The 13,262-nt window shown below is 61.0% G+C and carries 14 protein-coding genes; 4 read left to right on the top strand and 10 right to left on the bottom strand.

Annotated elements, in window-relative coordinates; translation table 11 throughout:
- Positions 1-4 precede the first annotated feature (4 nt).
- The 6 genes from BN1137_RS05785 to nudF all read right to left on the bottom strand — a co-directional run bounded on the left by BN1137_RS05785 (position 5) and on the right by nudF (position 3,350).
- Positions 5-628, bottom strand: coding sequence for an NUDIX hydrolase (locus tag BN1137_RS05785; protein WP_050717674.1), 624 nt, complete (start codon positions 626-628; stop codon positions 5-7).
- A 2-nt stretch (positions 629-630) separates the two neighbouring features.
- Complete coding sequence (locus tag BN1137_RS05790; protein ID WP_050717675.1) at positions 631-1,218, bottom strand: YqiA/YcfP family alpha/beta fold hydrolase; 588 nt, start codon at positions 1,216-1,218, stop codon at positions 631-633.
- Complete coding sequence (locus BN1137_RS23150; RefSeq protein WP_408605527.1) at positions 1,215-1,385, bottom strand: YqiA/YcfP family alpha/beta fold hydrolase; 171 nt, start codon at positions 1,383-1,385, stop codon at positions 1,215-1,217. The genes BN1137_RS05790 and BN1137_RS23150 overlap by 4 nt, the downstream gene beginning before the upstream one ends.
- Positions 1,309-2,127 carry a 3',5'-cyclic-AMP phosphodiesterase gene (gene cpdA / locus BN1137_RS05795; RefSeq protein ID WP_050717676.1) on the bottom strand — a complete coding sequence of 273 codons (819 nt, stop codon included), beginning with the start codon at positions 2,125-2,127 and terminating at the stop codon, positions 1,309-1,311. The genes BN1137_RS23150 and cpdA overlap by 77 nt, the downstream gene beginning before the upstream one ends.
- A 26-nt stretch (positions 2,128-2,153) precedes the next feature.
- Positions 2,154-2,600, bottom strand: coding sequence for a DUF1249 domain-containing protein (locus tag BN1137_RS05800; RefSeq protein ID WP_050717677.1), 447 nt, complete (start codon positions 2,598-2,600; stop codon positions 2,154-2,156).
- A 108-nt stretch (positions 2,601-2,708) separates the two neighbouring features.
- Positions 2,709-3,350, bottom strand: a complete 642-nt coding sequence (gene nudF, locus BN1137_RS05805) for an ADP-ribose diphosphatase (RefSeq protein WP_050717678.1) — start codon at positions 3,348-3,350, stop codon at positions 2,709-2,711.
- A 308-nt stretch (positions 3,351-3,658) separates the two neighbouring features.
- On the opposite strand from nudF, the gene tolC reads away from it, so the two are divergent.
- Positions 3,659-4,984, top strand: a complete 1,326-nt coding sequence (gene tolC, locus BN1137_RS05810) for an outer membrane channel protein TolC (RefSeq protein WP_050717679.1) — start codon at positions 3,659-3,661, stop codon at positions 4,982-4,984.
- Between the two features lie 130 nt (positions 4,985-5,114).
- On the opposite strand, the gene hldE is transcribed toward tolC, so the two are convergent.
- Positions 5,115-6,542 (bottom strand): bifunctional D-glycero-beta-D-manno-heptose-7-phosphate kinase/D-glycero-beta-D-manno-heptose 1-phosphate adenylyltransferase HldE, encoded by a 1,428-nt coding sequence (gene hldE, locus BN1137_RS05815; RefSeq protein WP_050717680.1) that lies wholly within the window; start codon positions 6,540-6,542, stop codon positions 5,115-5,117.
- Between the two features lie 275 nt (positions 6,543-6,817).
- Here hldE and lpxL point away from each other — a divergent pair, with 275 nt between their 5' ends.
- Positions 6,818-7,741 carry an LpxL/LpxP family Kdo(2)-lipid IV(A) lauroyl/palmitoleoyl acyltransferase gene (gene lpxL, locus BN1137_RS05820; protein ID WP_050717681.1) on the top strand — a complete coding sequence of 308 codons (924 nt, stop codon included), beginning with the start codon at positions 6,818-6,820 and terminating at the stop codon, positions 7,739-7,741.
- A gap of 67 nt (positions 7,742-7,808) precedes the next feature.
- Here the strand turns inward: lpxL and BN1137_RS05825 are convergent, their stop codons facing one another.
- The 3 genes from BN1137_RS05825 to BN1137_RS05835 form a co-directional block, all read right to left on the bottom strand.
- Positions 7,809-9,785, bottom strand: coding sequence for a bifunctional 2',3'-cyclic-nucleotide 2'-phosphodiesterase/3'-nucleotidase (locus tag BN1137_RS05825; protein ID WP_050717682.1), 1,977 nt, complete (start codon positions 9,783-9,785; stop codon positions 7,809-7,811).
- Positions 9,786-9,912: 127 nt separating this feature from the next.
- Positions 9,913-10,533 (bottom strand): L-lysine exporter, encoded by a 621-nt coding sequence (lysE, locus tag BN1137_RS05830; protein ID WP_050717683.1) that lies wholly within the window; start codon positions 10,531-10,533, stop codon positions 9,913-9,915.
- Positions 10,534-10,901: 368 nt separating this feature from the next.
- Positions 10,902-11,684: a LuxR family transcriptional regulator gene (locus tag BN1137_RS05835; RefSeq protein WP_050717684.1), complete on the bottom strand. Its 783-nt coding sequence runs from the start codon at positions 11,682-11,684 to the stop codon at positions 10,902-10,904.
- 64 nt (positions 11,685-11,748) lie between these two features.
- Between BN1137_RS05835 and BN1137_RS05840 the strand changes: the two genes are divergently transcribed.
- A complete protein-coding gene (locus BN1137_RS05840; RefSeq protein WP_050717685.1) occupies positions 11,749-12,375 on the top strand; it encodes an acyl-homoserine-lactone synthase in 627 nt (208 codons plus the stop codon).
- 280 nt (positions 12,376-12,655) lie between these two features.
- Positions 12,656-13,262 (top strand): ArgP/LysG family DNA-binding transcriptional regulator (locus BN1137_RS05845; protein ID WP_050717686.1); only part of this gene is annotated, 607 nt, incomplete at its 3' end.

Raw genomic sequence — 13,262 nt, forward strand, 5'->3', positions numbered from 1 at the left:
GGGATCAGTCGAACAGGGTATCGCGCCGACCTTGCTGCACATGGGCATGCAGGGTGCGCAGCTGCGACGCCACCACCCGATGCAAAGAGAGGGCGGGCAGTTCATCGAGAGGGAAGTAGGCAGCCCCTTGGGTCTCGTCGGTCTGGGTCAGCAGCTCGCCCCCCGTCACCTCGCACAGGAAGAACGCCTTGTGGGCGTGGGGCAACTGAGGGGGATGGGGGTGTTTGTGCTTGTCAAACAGCGCCAGCAGTTGAACCGCGCGGCACTCGAGCCCCGTCTCCTCGCGCACTTCACGCACCACGGTGGCGGCCGGCGAGTCGCCGATGTCGCACCAGCCACCCGGCAGGGTCCAGAGCCCATCGCTGCGCTCCTGCACCAGCAACAGTCGCCCCGCGTCATTGAGGATCAACGCCCGCACGTCCAGCTTGGGAGTGGGATAGCCGCTATCGAGCGCTATCCAGCCTGCAATGGCCTCGGGATCCAGCTCGCTCTGGCTGGCGATAAGGGCGACCGTGGCCTCCCGCAGCGCCTGAAAGCGGCCGATATCAAAGGGGTCTTTGGAATAGGTGAGCCCGGCCTGGGCCGTGGCCAGCACCTGTTCCAGAAAGGCGGCCAAGGGCGGTTGCATGGCTAGAGCCCGAGGAAGTGAACTATCTGGGCGGAATAACGCTCGAATCCCACGAAGGCGTGATTGCCACCGCACTCCAGCGACAGACGGGCGAAGCGGTATTCGTCCAGCGCCTTGCGATAGTCGAGCACCTCGTCTTCCTGTTGCTGCAGGATCCAGAGCCGCTCGGGCGCCGTCACCGGCTGCGCCAGCGCTCGCAGTTCATCCATGTGTGCCGGCAATAGCTCGTAGCACTCACCGGTATAGGGGTTGGTCTGCGATCCCAGATAATCCTGCAACAGCTCGTATGGGCGCACCGCGGGATTGATCAGCGCGGCCCGGCAGCCATAGCGCTCACTCACCTGCGTCGCCATGAAACCACCGAGAGAGCTGCCCACGGCGCCGAGCCGCAGCGCCGTGCCGTAACGGGCCATGGAGTCTTCGATGCATCGCTCGATGGCCGCCCAGGCCGCCGCCGGGGTATTGGGCTGGGCCGGGATCATGACCTCGATATCGGGTCTGTGCTGTGCGACCCAAGCCGCCATCTGTTGCGCCTTGGCGGATCCCGGTGACGAATTGAAGCCGTGCAGATAAAGCAGAACGGATGTCATGCAGGCCTCCCCATTGGCTGCGCCTTGGCAGAGCGCGGCGAGGAGTTGAAGCCGTGTAGATAAAGTAGAACTGAGCTCATGGTGACCCTCTCAATAGCCGGTGGCATTGGGGTCGGGCACGAACTGCCCCATCGGCAGGCGCCACACCTGGCTGTCGATCCGGCCATCCGGATGTAGGCTGAGATAGCGCCAGCCCGGGCCGGACTCGTCCAGTGCGAAACCATCGCACAGTGGCTTGAACTGAATGCAGGTAGAGGGGCTGGCGATGAGCCGCACTCCTTGGTGCACCTCGTCAAACTCCTGATGCACATGGCCGAACAGGATGGTCTTCTGCTGCGGATGGCGAGCCAGCACCGCAAACAGATCGTCGGCATTCTTGAGGTTGTGCTGATCCAGCCAAGCGCAGCCCACCGGCACCGCCTGATGATGCAGGGCGATGAGGGCATGCCGCTCGGGGTGCTGGCGCAGAGCCAGATCCAGTGCCGCCAGCTGGTGATCACCGAGCACGCCGTGAGGTTTGCCACGCACCTGGGTATCGAGCAGGATCACCTGCCAGTGTTCACCCACCAGCTGCTTGGCTTCACTGATCCCGGCCGCATGCAGGTATTCGGTCATCAGGGGACCATCGTCATGATTGCCGGGCAGCCAGTAGATGGGGCGTGCCAGGGGTGCCATCAGGCTGGCGAAACGCAGATAGGATTCCGGGCTGTGATCCTGAGAGAGATCGCCCGTGGCCAGGATCAGATCGAACGGATGCGCATTGGCCTGCACCCGTTCCAGCACGGCAGCCAGGCTCTCGGCGGTACGCACGGCCAGCAGTCGTCCCTCGGCGCTGGCGAAGAGATGGGTATCGGTAATCTGTAACAGACGCACGCTTCCGTCCGGCGCCTGGGGTAGCTCTGTTTCCAAAATCACGCTTCTTTTTATGAGTTCAACTAGAGGATGTTTATTGGGCTGGTGCCATGCTTGAGACAAAATTTTAGCCAATCGGCCAGGAACAGATTTACCTGCTCTTTTTCATCTCTGTGGTGCATTTTTTGATTGGGATAATCATAACGTGGTTGCAACATCGAAATCTGTTGCGCGGCACACACTTCCGCCATCCGCACATCGTGATACAAACGAATCTCTATGCGAGCCTGCAAGTAGCTCGGCAACTCGGGGTTGTGCTGGGCCAGTATCACCTGACTGGTGAAGCGGCTCTCTCCACTGACGGTGAGCTGGAACTGCAAACCGTTGCCGACCTGATAACGGCGCTCGGCCCCCACGCTGCCGCCAGGAGGCAGCAGTTTCATCAAGGCCATATAGTTGACCTCGCAAGTGCGCTGCAGGGACATCAGATCCGGCACATAGCGTTTCATCGAGCCCTGGACTAACGGCATCTCGCAGCTCCATCAATCAAAACCCGTGAGTAGTTGACCTCGCAGGTGCGCTGCAGGGACATCAGATCCGGCACATAGCGCTTGAACTGCTGCTGGGTGAACGCCACCTCAGCGCCCCGCCAGCCAGCGTGCTTGCAGCTCACCGTGATTGAGCGCCAGCCACTGCAAGGCGATGATGGAAGCCGCGTTGTCGATACGCCCCTCTTTCAGCCAAGCATAGGCCTGCTCGCGGCTCACCACATGCACCCGGATGTCCTCACCCTCTTCCGCCAGACCGTGGATCCCGGCGGCCTTGCTGGCATCGACTTCACCAACATAGACCTCGATCCGCTCGGTGCTGCCACCCGGGCTCACCAGATAACTGATGGCGTGTTCGCAGCGACCTACCTCGAGACCGGCCTCTTCCACCGCCTCGCGGCGCACTACCACTTCGGCGGTCTCCCCTTCATCTATGATGCCGGCCACCAGCTCCAGCAACCAGGGCGTCGCGCTGGTTTCCATGGCACCGATCCGGAATTGCTCCACCAGCACTATCTCGTCTCGCACCGGATCATAGGGCAGCAATGCGGCGGCATGGCCTCGCTCGAACAGCTCGCGTACTATGGGCTCATTCCAGCCACCTGCAAATAACCTGTGCTGCAGACGGTAGACATTAATTTTGAAAAAACCATTGTATCCAGATGATTTTTCTATGATTTTTACATCGCTACCGGAGTAGTGACTGGTTTGTGGCAAGGCTTGCTGAGACATACGACACTCCTGCCAGCTTGACTTGGCTAGGTTTGACCATAATATTCGGGAACATGAATGAACGTTCATTCACTCGTTCTCGCTGGCGATGAGGGATGGATTTTAGCAGCCACAGGGCATTTGGCTAGGCGCACAGCCGAGAAAACCCTCTCCTATCCTTGACCTTCCTGTCGCTGGAAAAGAGACAGTTCGCATTCAAATTTGCTTATAGTAGAGTGGTTAAGCTGAAATCAAGCTTGCTCGGTGACAATCCCCCCTCCTCATCCAGCGGACAGCTTTGGGTTGATACATAAGGTTAAAACTATCATATGAAAAGAACACTCTTGTCAGTCATGGTGATGCTGGGCGTGAGCACTGCTGCCCATGCCGAAAACCTGATCGAGATCTACCAACAGGCCCAGGTCAAGGATACCCAGCTGCTGGAGTCCAAGGCGAGACGGGATCAAGCCTTCGAGAAGATCAATGAATCACGCGCGGCCCTGCTGCCGCAGATCAACCTGGGCGCCGGTCTGAACTATCTGCAGAACAAAGACGACACCATGACCAACAGCAACGCCTCCGGTTCTGTGACTCTGGATCAATCCGTCTACCGCCGCAGCAACTGGGTCAACCTGGACCTGACCGAGAAGAGCGCCACTCAATCTGATGTCGGCTACAACCTCGAAATACAGAACCTGATGCTGCGCACCTCCCAAGCCTACTTCGACGTGCTCAAGGCGATGGACACCCTGGAATTCGTACGAGCCAACAAGGTTGCCGTCGAACGCCAACTTGAACAGACCCAGCAACGGTTCGAAGTGGGCCTGACTGCCATCACCGACGTGCACGAAGCCGAGGCCGAGCGCGATCAGGCGCTGGCAGACGAGATCAATGCCGAGAATACCCTGGACAACAGCTACGAGAGCCTGCGCGAGCTGACCGGTATCGATCACCGCCAGTTGGACGTGCTCAACACCGCCCGTTTCGCCCCGCAGAAGACCGCATTCAACTCCGACAAGTGGCTGGAGCTGGCTCTGGACAAGAACCTGGAGCTGCATAACGCCCGCATCGGCAAAGACATCGCCAAGGAACAGATCGACTTGGCCAAGACCGGTCACGAGCCGACCCTGGATCTCGGCGCCGGCCTCACCGCCGGTTACAACGATTACAAGGATGAGATCCGCAATCCCGAGAGCAGCAGCAACGAAGGCAACGTCGGTCTGACCTTCAAACTGCCGCTCTACACCGGTGGTGCCACTACCTCCCAGGTCAAGCAGGCGCAATTCAACTATGTGGCCGCCAGCGAGCAGCTGGAGCGCAGCTTCCGCTCGGTGCAGAGCACGGTGCGTTCGTCCTACAACAACGTGAATGCCAGCATTGGCTCGGTGCGTGCCTACAGCCAGTCCGTCATCTCCGCCGATAGCGCTCTGAAGGCGACCGAGGCCGGTTATGAAGTGGGTACCCGTACCATAGTCGACGTGCTGGACTCGACCCGCAAGCTGTACCAGGCCAAGCAGAAACTGTCCGAGGCCCGTTACAACTACATCCTCAGCATCCTCTCTCTCAAGCAGGCCGCCGGTATACTGGAGCAGAAGGATCTGGAAGACGTGAACCAGGGGCTGATGCCCGCCGCTCAGGTCACCAAGAAGTCCTGAGTCACGCAGGCTCCATGAAAAAGGCGACCCCATGGTCGCCTTTTTGTTGCCTGCTGCCGCCTTATGACGGCGGGCAATGACCATCAAAAAACCCGGCCTTGGCCGGGTTTTTCATCACTTATATATCCGCTTAACCGCGCTCGCGGATGGTCTTGATGATATCACTGGTAGAGCAGCCATCCTCGAAGTTCAGCACCTTGACCTCACCGCCGTTGGCGGTCACCTCGACGTAGCCCGCGATCTCTTCGGGCTTGTAGTCACCGCCCTTGACCAAGAGGTCTGGCAGGATCTCGGCGATCAACCGCTGTGGCGTGTCCTCGGCAAAGGGCACCACCCAATCCACGGCGCCCAGTGCCGCCAGCACCGTCATGCGGCGCTCGGTCGGATTAACTGGACGACCCGGTCCCTTCAGGCGACGCACCGAGTCATCGGTATTGACCGCGACGATCAGCCGATCCCCCAGCTTGCCCGCATTGGCGAGGTAGGAGACATGGCCGGCATGCAGGATGTCGAAGCAGCCGTTGGTCATCACCACCTTCTCGCCACGCAGACGGGCAGCCCGTACGGCGACCTTGAGCTGGGCCTCGGACATGACGCCAAAGCCGGTCTCCTGCTCGGTGTAGAGCGCGTTGGCGAGCTCTACCGGGCTGACGGTGGAAGTGCCCAGCTTGCCGACCACAATGCCGGCGGCCGTGTTAGCCAGGGCGCAGGCCTCGTCCAGGCTCATGCCGGCGGCCAGGGAGGTGGCCAGGGTGGAGATGACGGTGTCACCGGCGCCGGTCACGTCATAGACCTCGTGGGCCTGAGCCGGCAGGTGCAGCTCGGGCTGGCCTTCGCGGATCAGGGTCATGCCATTCTCGGAGCGGGTTACCAGCAGGGCATCCAGCTCGAAGCGCTTGACCAGTCCCAGCCCTTTGGCGACCAGCTCGTCCTCGCTCTTCACCTTGCCCACCACCGCCTCGAATTCGGACATGTTGGGGGTCAACAGGGTGGCGCCACGATACTTCTCGAATTCGGTACCCTTGGGATCCACCAGTACCGGGATGCCAGCGGCGCGGGCGCGGGCAATCATGCCCGGCACGTCGTTCAGGGCACCCTTGCCGTAGTCAGACAGGATCATCACATCGGCCTTGGGCAGAGCCTGCTCGACCTTGCTCATCAGCAGGCTGGCATCGACATCGTGGAAGGCTTCTTCGAAGTCCAGACGCAGCAACTGCTGGTTGCGCGACAGTACCCGCAGCTTGGTGATGGTCGGGTAATCGGCAAGGCGCACGAAATCACAGGCGACCTTGACCCCTGCCATCTGGCCCGCCAGGGCATCGGCGGCTTCATCCTGCCCGGTCAGTCCCAGCAGCACGGCATGGGCACCGAGCGCCGCCGAGTTGAGGGCCACGTTGGCGGCGCCACCCGGGCGCTCCTCGATGTGCTCGACCTTGACCACGGGCACCGGGGCCTCGGGGGAGATCCGGCCGGTGGGGCCATGCCAGTAGCGATCCAACATGACATCGCCAACGACCAGAACGCGGGCTTTTTCAAATTCGGGCAGGGTGATCTTCATCTGTATCGGCTCTCAAAACCTGAAAAATTTAGCCCAAGATTTTATCACACTCTTTTAATCGACGTGAAAAAACACGGATCCACCGGCAATCACTCCCTTGCGGATCAGCCTTTCCCCTCCGACCAGACGATGGCCATTCGCACCCTCCCCCCCTTTTCGGATAGAATCCTCAGATTGCGAGTCAGGTTATCGGCTGGGATCCATGGGTGCATTCACCGCTCCCCCGTTCGACTGAACTCCCCGAATTATCTGCGATTGAGAACAAGAGACGCTTCATGGCCCAAGCACATGCTCCGCACCTAGAACCCCATATGTTCCATCCCCGCTACTGGGGTAGCTGGCTTGGTCTCAGCCTGCTCTGGCTGCTGGTGCTGCTGCCCTGGCGCAGCCAGATGTGGCTCGGCCGCCAGCTCGGCACCCTCGCTCGCAAGCTGTTGAAATCTCGTGTCAAGATAGCGCGCCGCAACCTGGAGCTGGCAATGCCCGAGCTCAGCCGGGATCAGCGCGAAGCCCTGCTGGTGCAAAACTTCGAGAGCGTGGGCTGCGCCATCTTCGAAGTCGGCATGGCCTGGTTCTGGCCGGACTGGCGGATGCGCCGCCTGATGAAGGTGGAAGGGGAAGAGCATGTCATTGCGGCCGTCGAAAACGGTCAGGGTATGCTGCTGCTCTCCTGCCACTTCCTCACCCTTGAACTCAATGCCCGCTGCTTCGGCCTGGTGCAGCCCGGGGTCGGCGTCTATCGCCCCAACACCAACCCCGTGCTGGAATACGCCCAGTACCACGGCCGCTGCGCCTCCAATAAGTACCTGGTGGATCGCATGGACGTGAAGGGGATGATCAAGGCACTGCGCAACGGCGATGCGCTCTGGTACGCGCCGGATCACGACTATGGCTCCCACGCCAGCGTGTTCGTGCCCTACTTTGCGGTGGAGCAGGCCGCCACCATCACCGGCACCGCCACCCTGGCCCGGGTCAAGAACACCGTCACCCTGCCCTGCTACAACATCCGCACCCAGGATGGCTACACCCTGCATATCGGCGCGCCGCTGGCAGACTATCCGAGCGGTGATGACCTGGTCGATGCCAGCCGTGCCAACCGGGAAATCGAGGCCGCCGTGCGCCGTGCCCCCGAGCAGTACATGTGGCTGCACCGCCGCTTCAAGACCCGCCCCAATCCGGAAGATGCGGGTTTCTACTAAGCCCTCTTTCCCACGAAAAAGCCCTCGCAATGCGAGGGCTTTTTGTTATCTGCCTTGAGCGCCGCTATCAGCGCACCAGGCGGTAGATGGCGTAGCCAGGGTGCTTGGCATCGCTCATCGGCAGGGTGGACTGGTACGTCAGATCCGTCCCCGCCAGGGCTTTCGCCTGGTCGGTCGGCGAGGAGTAGAGCCGCACATCCACGCCAGTGGGCAGTGCCTTCATGTGCCAGTTGTTGTTGGCCGCCGGGCTGAAACCGGACGGATTGGCGGCAGACTGGGACTTCAGGTACTGGGCGATGATCTCCCGCGTCTCGAAGGGATCTTCGTGAACGATGTTGCTGCCATCAACGCCCGGGAAGTGGCCGCCGCCACTGGCGCGGTAGTTGTTGGTCACCACGTAGAACTTCTGGGCCGGGTCGATGGGCTGGCCGTTGAAGGTCAGGCCGCTGATGCGCTGGCCATCACTCACCTTGGTGCCCTCCTTGCTGTAGCGAGCTGGCTGGGTGATGTCCACCTCGTAACTCACCCCGTCAATGACGTCGAAGTTATAGGTCGGGAAGTTCTCGTTCACCAGCCACTGCACCCCGGTCTGACTCGCGTCGATCTTGTTGAACTGACCGGCACTCATCTCCAGCCACTCCTTGACGGTGGCCCCGTTCACCTCGACCACCTGCAGGGTGTTCGGGTAGATGTAGAGATCCGAGACGTTGCGCAGGGAGATGTCGCCCTGAGCCACATAGGTGAAGTCATTGATGCCGTTGCGACCACCGCGGAAAGGGGCGGCGACCGACAGGATCGGATAAGGCTCCTTGAGCAGACCATCTTTTTGCAGCTGCTCGGCGTGCTGACGCTGGGCGTCGCTCACCAGTTGTACCGAGGGATCGTCCTGCACCAGGGCGAAGAAGCTGTGGATGGGGGAGGTTATCTTGCCGAGCGGCTCGTCCAGCCATTGGTTGGTGGCGTCGTGATCCGCCTGCACCAGATCGACCACCTGCTGATCCACGGCGCTGCCTTCGCTTGAGTCAATCTTGCGCAGGCTGGCCTGGCTCTGCTTCACCTGCCACTTGCCATCCACCTGCTCCAGCTTGAGATCGATGATGCCGAGGTGATTGCCCCAGTAGCCTGGCATCACGGTCGGGATGCCGCTCAGGGTGCCGGCCTGGTTATCTACCTCGGGCAAGTCCGGGAAGTCGCCGGGGAAGTTCTTGTGGGCGTGGCCCAGCATCAGGGCATCGACCCCCTTCACCTTGGCCAGATGCCAAGCGGAGTTCTCCATCATGGCTTCGTAGCTGTTGGCGTTGATACCGGTGTGAGCCACCACCACCACCAGATCGGCGCCCTTGGCGCGCAGCTCGGGCACATAATGGTTGGCGGTTTCCACCATGTCGGCCACCACCACCTTGCCTTCCAGGTGGCGCTTGTCCCACTGCAACACCTGCGGCGGGGTCAAGCCGAGGATGCCGACCTTGACGGTCTGCGTCTGGCCCTTGTCATCCGTCACCTGGCGCTCCAGCAGCAGGTAGGGGGTGAACTTGTTGCCGCTCCAGTCGATTTGCCCCTTGGCATCGCGCTTGAAGGCGCCCGCCTCGAACACGTTGGCATTCACATAGGGGAACTTGGCCCCCGTCAGCACCTTGCCGAGGTAATCCAGCCCGTAGTTGAACTCGTGGTTGCCGAGGTTGCCGGCGTCATAGCCGAGTTCGTTCATGGCCTTGAACACGGGGTGAGCCTGCTTGTCGAGGTAGCCCGCGCCGGACTGCTCGAAGATGTAGTCCGCCAGCGGCGTGCCCTGGATCAGATCGCCGTTGTCGAGCAGCAGGTTGTTGGGGTTTTCGGCGCGGGCCGCCCGGATCAGCAGGGCGGTGCGGGAGAGGCCAAACTTGCGGTCCTCCTTGTTCTGGTAGTAGTCATAGCCCAGCACGTTGGAGTGGATATCAGAGGTCTGGATCAGGCGCAGGGAGACGGTCCCCGGCTGCGCCTTGCTGTCGTTTTCGTTGCTACAGGCAGACAACAGCACAATGGCTGCAATAGCACCCAGTTTCATAGTTTTATTCACTGTCTTTTCCCTTTTATTATGAATAACGCTTTACCAGCGCCGGGAATTTAACAGACGAATATGTCAGCACATGAAGCCGGGACTCATTTTTATGAAGCCCTGCACAAAAATAGCCTTATGACGCCATCAGGGCGCCGCTCGCCAACTTGATTGCCAGCCCCAGCATGATGATACCGACAACAATATCAATGGCTTGCTGCACTCTGCCCCGAGCAAGCCAGGGCGAGAGCGCCGCCGCGCCGAACGCCAGGCTGTAGAACCACACCACGGAGGCCAGCATGGCCCCCGCCGCGAAGGCCGGCCGCAGCGACTCGGCAAACTGGCTGCCAAAGGAGCCGAGCAACATCAGGGTATCCAGATAGACATGGGGGTTGAGCAGGGTCACGCCGAGGGTCATCGCCAGCACGCTCTTGACCCCCATCAGCTGGGGGGAATCCGCCAGCGCGGCCCCCTGCCCCTGCCAGGCACTGCGCAGGGAGCGCAGGCCGAACCAGCCGAGGAACAACACCCCGCCCCAGGTCAGCAGCGCCAGTCCGATGGGGCTGGCCGCCAGCAGATTGGCCCCGCCGAATACCCCAATTCCAATCAGCACCAGATCGCACAGGCAGCAGAGCGTGGCCGCCAGCAGATGATGGTTGCGGTGAATGCCCCGACTCAGCACGAAGGCATTCTGGGCACCGATGGGAATGATCATGGCGAGGCCGAGGGTGAAGCCTTGCAGTGTGGTGGCGAACATGGAGGAGACGTCCCTGTATGGATGATGGCGGCACTATAAGGGAGGCGACGTAATCAGAGAAATTCATTCATTTTCTGATGCATTCAAAAATCTGATGATGGGAATCCCAACGCCCTTTGTGGCGGGCTGTCAATTGCAGGATCTGACAATTGTGAGCCCCTCTCCGTGACCCGAGAATCAGCAGGGTTATTACGTCAGCGCGGGAAACGCGGCGTGAACGGACCCCGATAACGAGCTGAGCGGCCACAAGCTGAACGACAAGGCGCCGCCACTCGACCTCAATGTCGCCTGGCAGGCAGATGGGAAGAGAGATGATGACCCCGGATGACGGACCAAGCGGCGCCGATGCGCCACTTAGCCTGCGACGATCACTGCAGCAGTCTGGGGAAGTTGGTGACCACCACCTGATCCAGGTTCGGCAGCAGGATCCCGCTGCTCACTCCCTTGGCGATGGCCTGATAGCGGTTCATGGAGCCGGTCTTGCGGGTCACCTGGTTGAGGTGGTAGTTCACGGTGCGTTCGGTGATGCCGAGGATGCAGGCGATTTCGCTCGAGGTTTTCCCTTCGCTGGCCCAGAACAGACACTCGGTCTCCCGCTCGGTCAGGGACTCCTGCACGCCCTCTTCCCGCATGCCGAGCCGTACGATCCGGATCGCCGCCTCGAAGATGTAATTGGACATCCAGGAGAGGATGGGCGAGGACTCCAGCAGCAGATCGCTGGAGGCACGCTCGGCGGTGATGAACGACAGTATGCCGTTCTCCCCCGCCCCCCCGTGCAGCGGAAACGAGACGCCGTTGCGCAGCCCGAACTCCGCCGCCAACCCCATCACATCCATGCTGCCCTCTTGCAGAAAACGCGCCTTGTCATCCAGCCGGTTCCAGTAGATCGGCAGGGTCTGGCGGCGGGCGAGCTGGATGATGGGGTCGCAGGCCAGCATGTTGTTGAGCGCGTAGGCCTGCACCCAGGAGTCGGGACATTGATTGAACAGCACCACCTTGGGCCTTTGCATCGACATGGGCAGGATGAGCGCAAAACGATAGTAGTCGTAGCCCATCCCCAGAGTGAAGTGGCCGATCAGATCCGCCAACCGATTGCCATCGGTCACCTGTGTGAAATGTTCTAGATACTCAAGCAGTTGGTCGCGTGTCATTAGGCTAGCCCCCCTGGCCAAGGCTTTGGATTATAGCGCCGAACCATGAAATGGAGAGACATGAATGCTTGTTTTCAAAGGAAAATTAAAAGAACACCCCAGATGGGCGGTCGAAAACGAGCTTTATCGCTTCCGCAAGCGAGTCTTCTCCGATCGGCTCGGCTGGGATGTGGAATCCCACCGGGGTCTGGAACAGGACAGCTTCGACAAGCCCGACACCCACTGGGTACTGATTGAGGACGAACAAGGGCTGTGCGGCTGCATCCGGCTGCTCAGTTGCGCCCAGGATTACATGCTGCCCAGCATCTTCCCCAGTGCCCTCGCGGGCGAACGGGCGCCGCGCAGCCCCGATGTGTGGGAGCTGACCCGCCTCGCCATCGATGCCAACCGGGCGCCCATGCTCGACAATGGCATCAGCGAGCTGACCTGCGTCATCTTCCGCGAGGTCTATGCCTTCGCCTGCGCGCAAGGGATCCGCGAGCTGGTCGCCGTGGTCAGTCTGCCGGTGGAGCGGATCTTTCGCCGCCTCGGCCTGCCCATCGAGCGGCTCGGCCACCGTCAGGCGGTGGATTTGGGCGCGGTGCGCGGGGTCGGCATCCGCTTCCTGCTGGACGAGCGTTTCGAGCGCGCCGTCAACCGGCCTCTGCGAGGTCAATACGAGCCAGCGGGCGAGCTGCTCGGCACTCCTTGAAGCCAATAAGCTAGGCCCCCACGCCAGCAAGCCGCCTCATAAAAAAGTCCCGGGACATGCCCGGGACCAAAACTCTCGCTATGGCCCGTTTCCACCCCATGCAAAAACGGACCGAATGAGTATCCAATGAATCTCATTTCGCCGCTACTGTCACTTATCACAGTGACCGACCCTCCGATGTCTAGTACCGACCAGACCCCCATGACGGCTCCCATGCTTGTTGCCAGCCCCTCATTTAAGTAGCATATTTTCTACATCAAGAAGTTGATAAGGAAATCTAATGAAAGCCCTGGACTACAAACTGCTGCTGGCGCTGGATGCGGTGATGGAGGAGCAAAACTTCGAGCGGGCCGCCCAGCGTCTGCACCTCACCCAGTCCGCTATCTCCCAGCGCATCAAGCAGCTGGAGCAGCAATTTGCCGAGCCGCTGATCATTCGCAGCCAGCCGCTGCGGGCCACCGAGCTCGGCCAGAAGTTGCTGGCCCACTATCGCCAGGTGCGCCAGCTGGAGCTGGAGCTGGCCGGCGAGCTCTCCCCTGACGAGCCGCAGGCGCCGGTGCGGGTCAGCATCGCCATCAACGCCGACAGCCTCGCCACCTGGTTCCTGCCCGCCCTCGGTCCGCTGCTGGAGCAACATCCCATCGAGCTGAACCTGCTGGTGGATGACGAGAGCCGCACCCTCGACAAGGTGCGCGAGGGCCAGGCGTTCGGCGCCGTCAGCCTGCAACCCCAGCCGCTTGCCGGCTGCTGCGTCGATGAGCTCGGCGAGATGCACTACCTACTGGCCGCGAGCCCCGCCTTCGTCGCCCGCCACTTCCCGCACGGGATCACGCCTGCGGCGCTGGCCAAGGCACCGGCGGTGGCCTTCGATCAGCGCGACGACATGC

The sequence above is a fragment of the Aeromonas tecta genome (assembly GCF_000820185.1).
Taxonomy (GTDB): domain Bacteria; phylum Pseudomonadota; class Gammaproteobacteria; order Enterobacterales; family Aeromonadaceae; genus Aeromonas; species Aeromonas tecta.

Bases quoted from the DNA above. Each gene is read 5' to 3' on its own strand.
- lpxL (WP_050717681.1), top strand. From the start codon at position 6,818: ATGGCCCAAGCACATGCTCCGCACCTAGAACCCCATATGTTCCATCCC.
- BN1137_RS05840 (WP_050717685.1), top strand. From the start codon at position 11,749: ATGCTTGTTTTCAAAGGAAAATTAAAAGAACACCCCAGATGGGCGGTC.
- BN1137_RS05800 (WP_050717677.1), bottom strand. From the start codon at position 2,600: ATGCCGTTAGTCCAGGGCTCGATGAAACGCTATGTGCCGGATCTGATG.
- BN1137_RS05835 (WP_050717684.1), bottom strand. From the start codon at position 11,684: ATGACACGCGACCAACTGCTTGAGTATCTAGAACATTTCACACAGGTG.
- hldE (WP_050717680.1), bottom strand. From the start codon at position 6,542: ATGAAGATCACCCTGCCCGAATTTGAAAAAGCCCGCGTTCTGGTCGTT.
- BN1137_RS05790 (WP_050717675.1), bottom strand. From the start codon at position 1,218: ATGACATCCGTTCTGCTTTATCTGCACGGCTTCAATTCGTCACCGGGA.
- tolC (WP_050717679.1), top strand. From the start codon at position 3,659: ATGAAAAGAACACTCTTGTCAGTCATGGTGATGCTGGGCGTGAGCACT.
- BN1137_RS05785 (WP_050717674.1), bottom strand. From the start codon at position 628: ATGCAACCGCCCTTGGCCGCCTTTCTGGAACAGGTGCTGGCCACGGCC.
- BN1137_RS23150 (WP_408605527.1), bottom strand. From the start codon at position 1,385: ATGGCCGGATCGACAGCCAGGTGTGGCGCCTGCCGATGGGGCAGTTCG.
- nudF (WP_050717678.1), bottom strand. From the start codon at position 3,350: ATGTCTCAGCAAGCCTTGCCACAAACCAGTCACTACTCCGGTAGCGAT.
- BN1137_RS05825 (WP_050717682.1), bottom strand. From the start codon at position 9,785: ATGAAACTGGGTGCTATTGCAGCCATTGTGCTGTTGTCTGCCTGTAGC.
- lysE (WP_050717683.1), bottom strand. From the start codon at position 10,533: ATGTTCGCCACCACACTGCAAGGCTTCACCCTCGGCCTCGCCATGATC.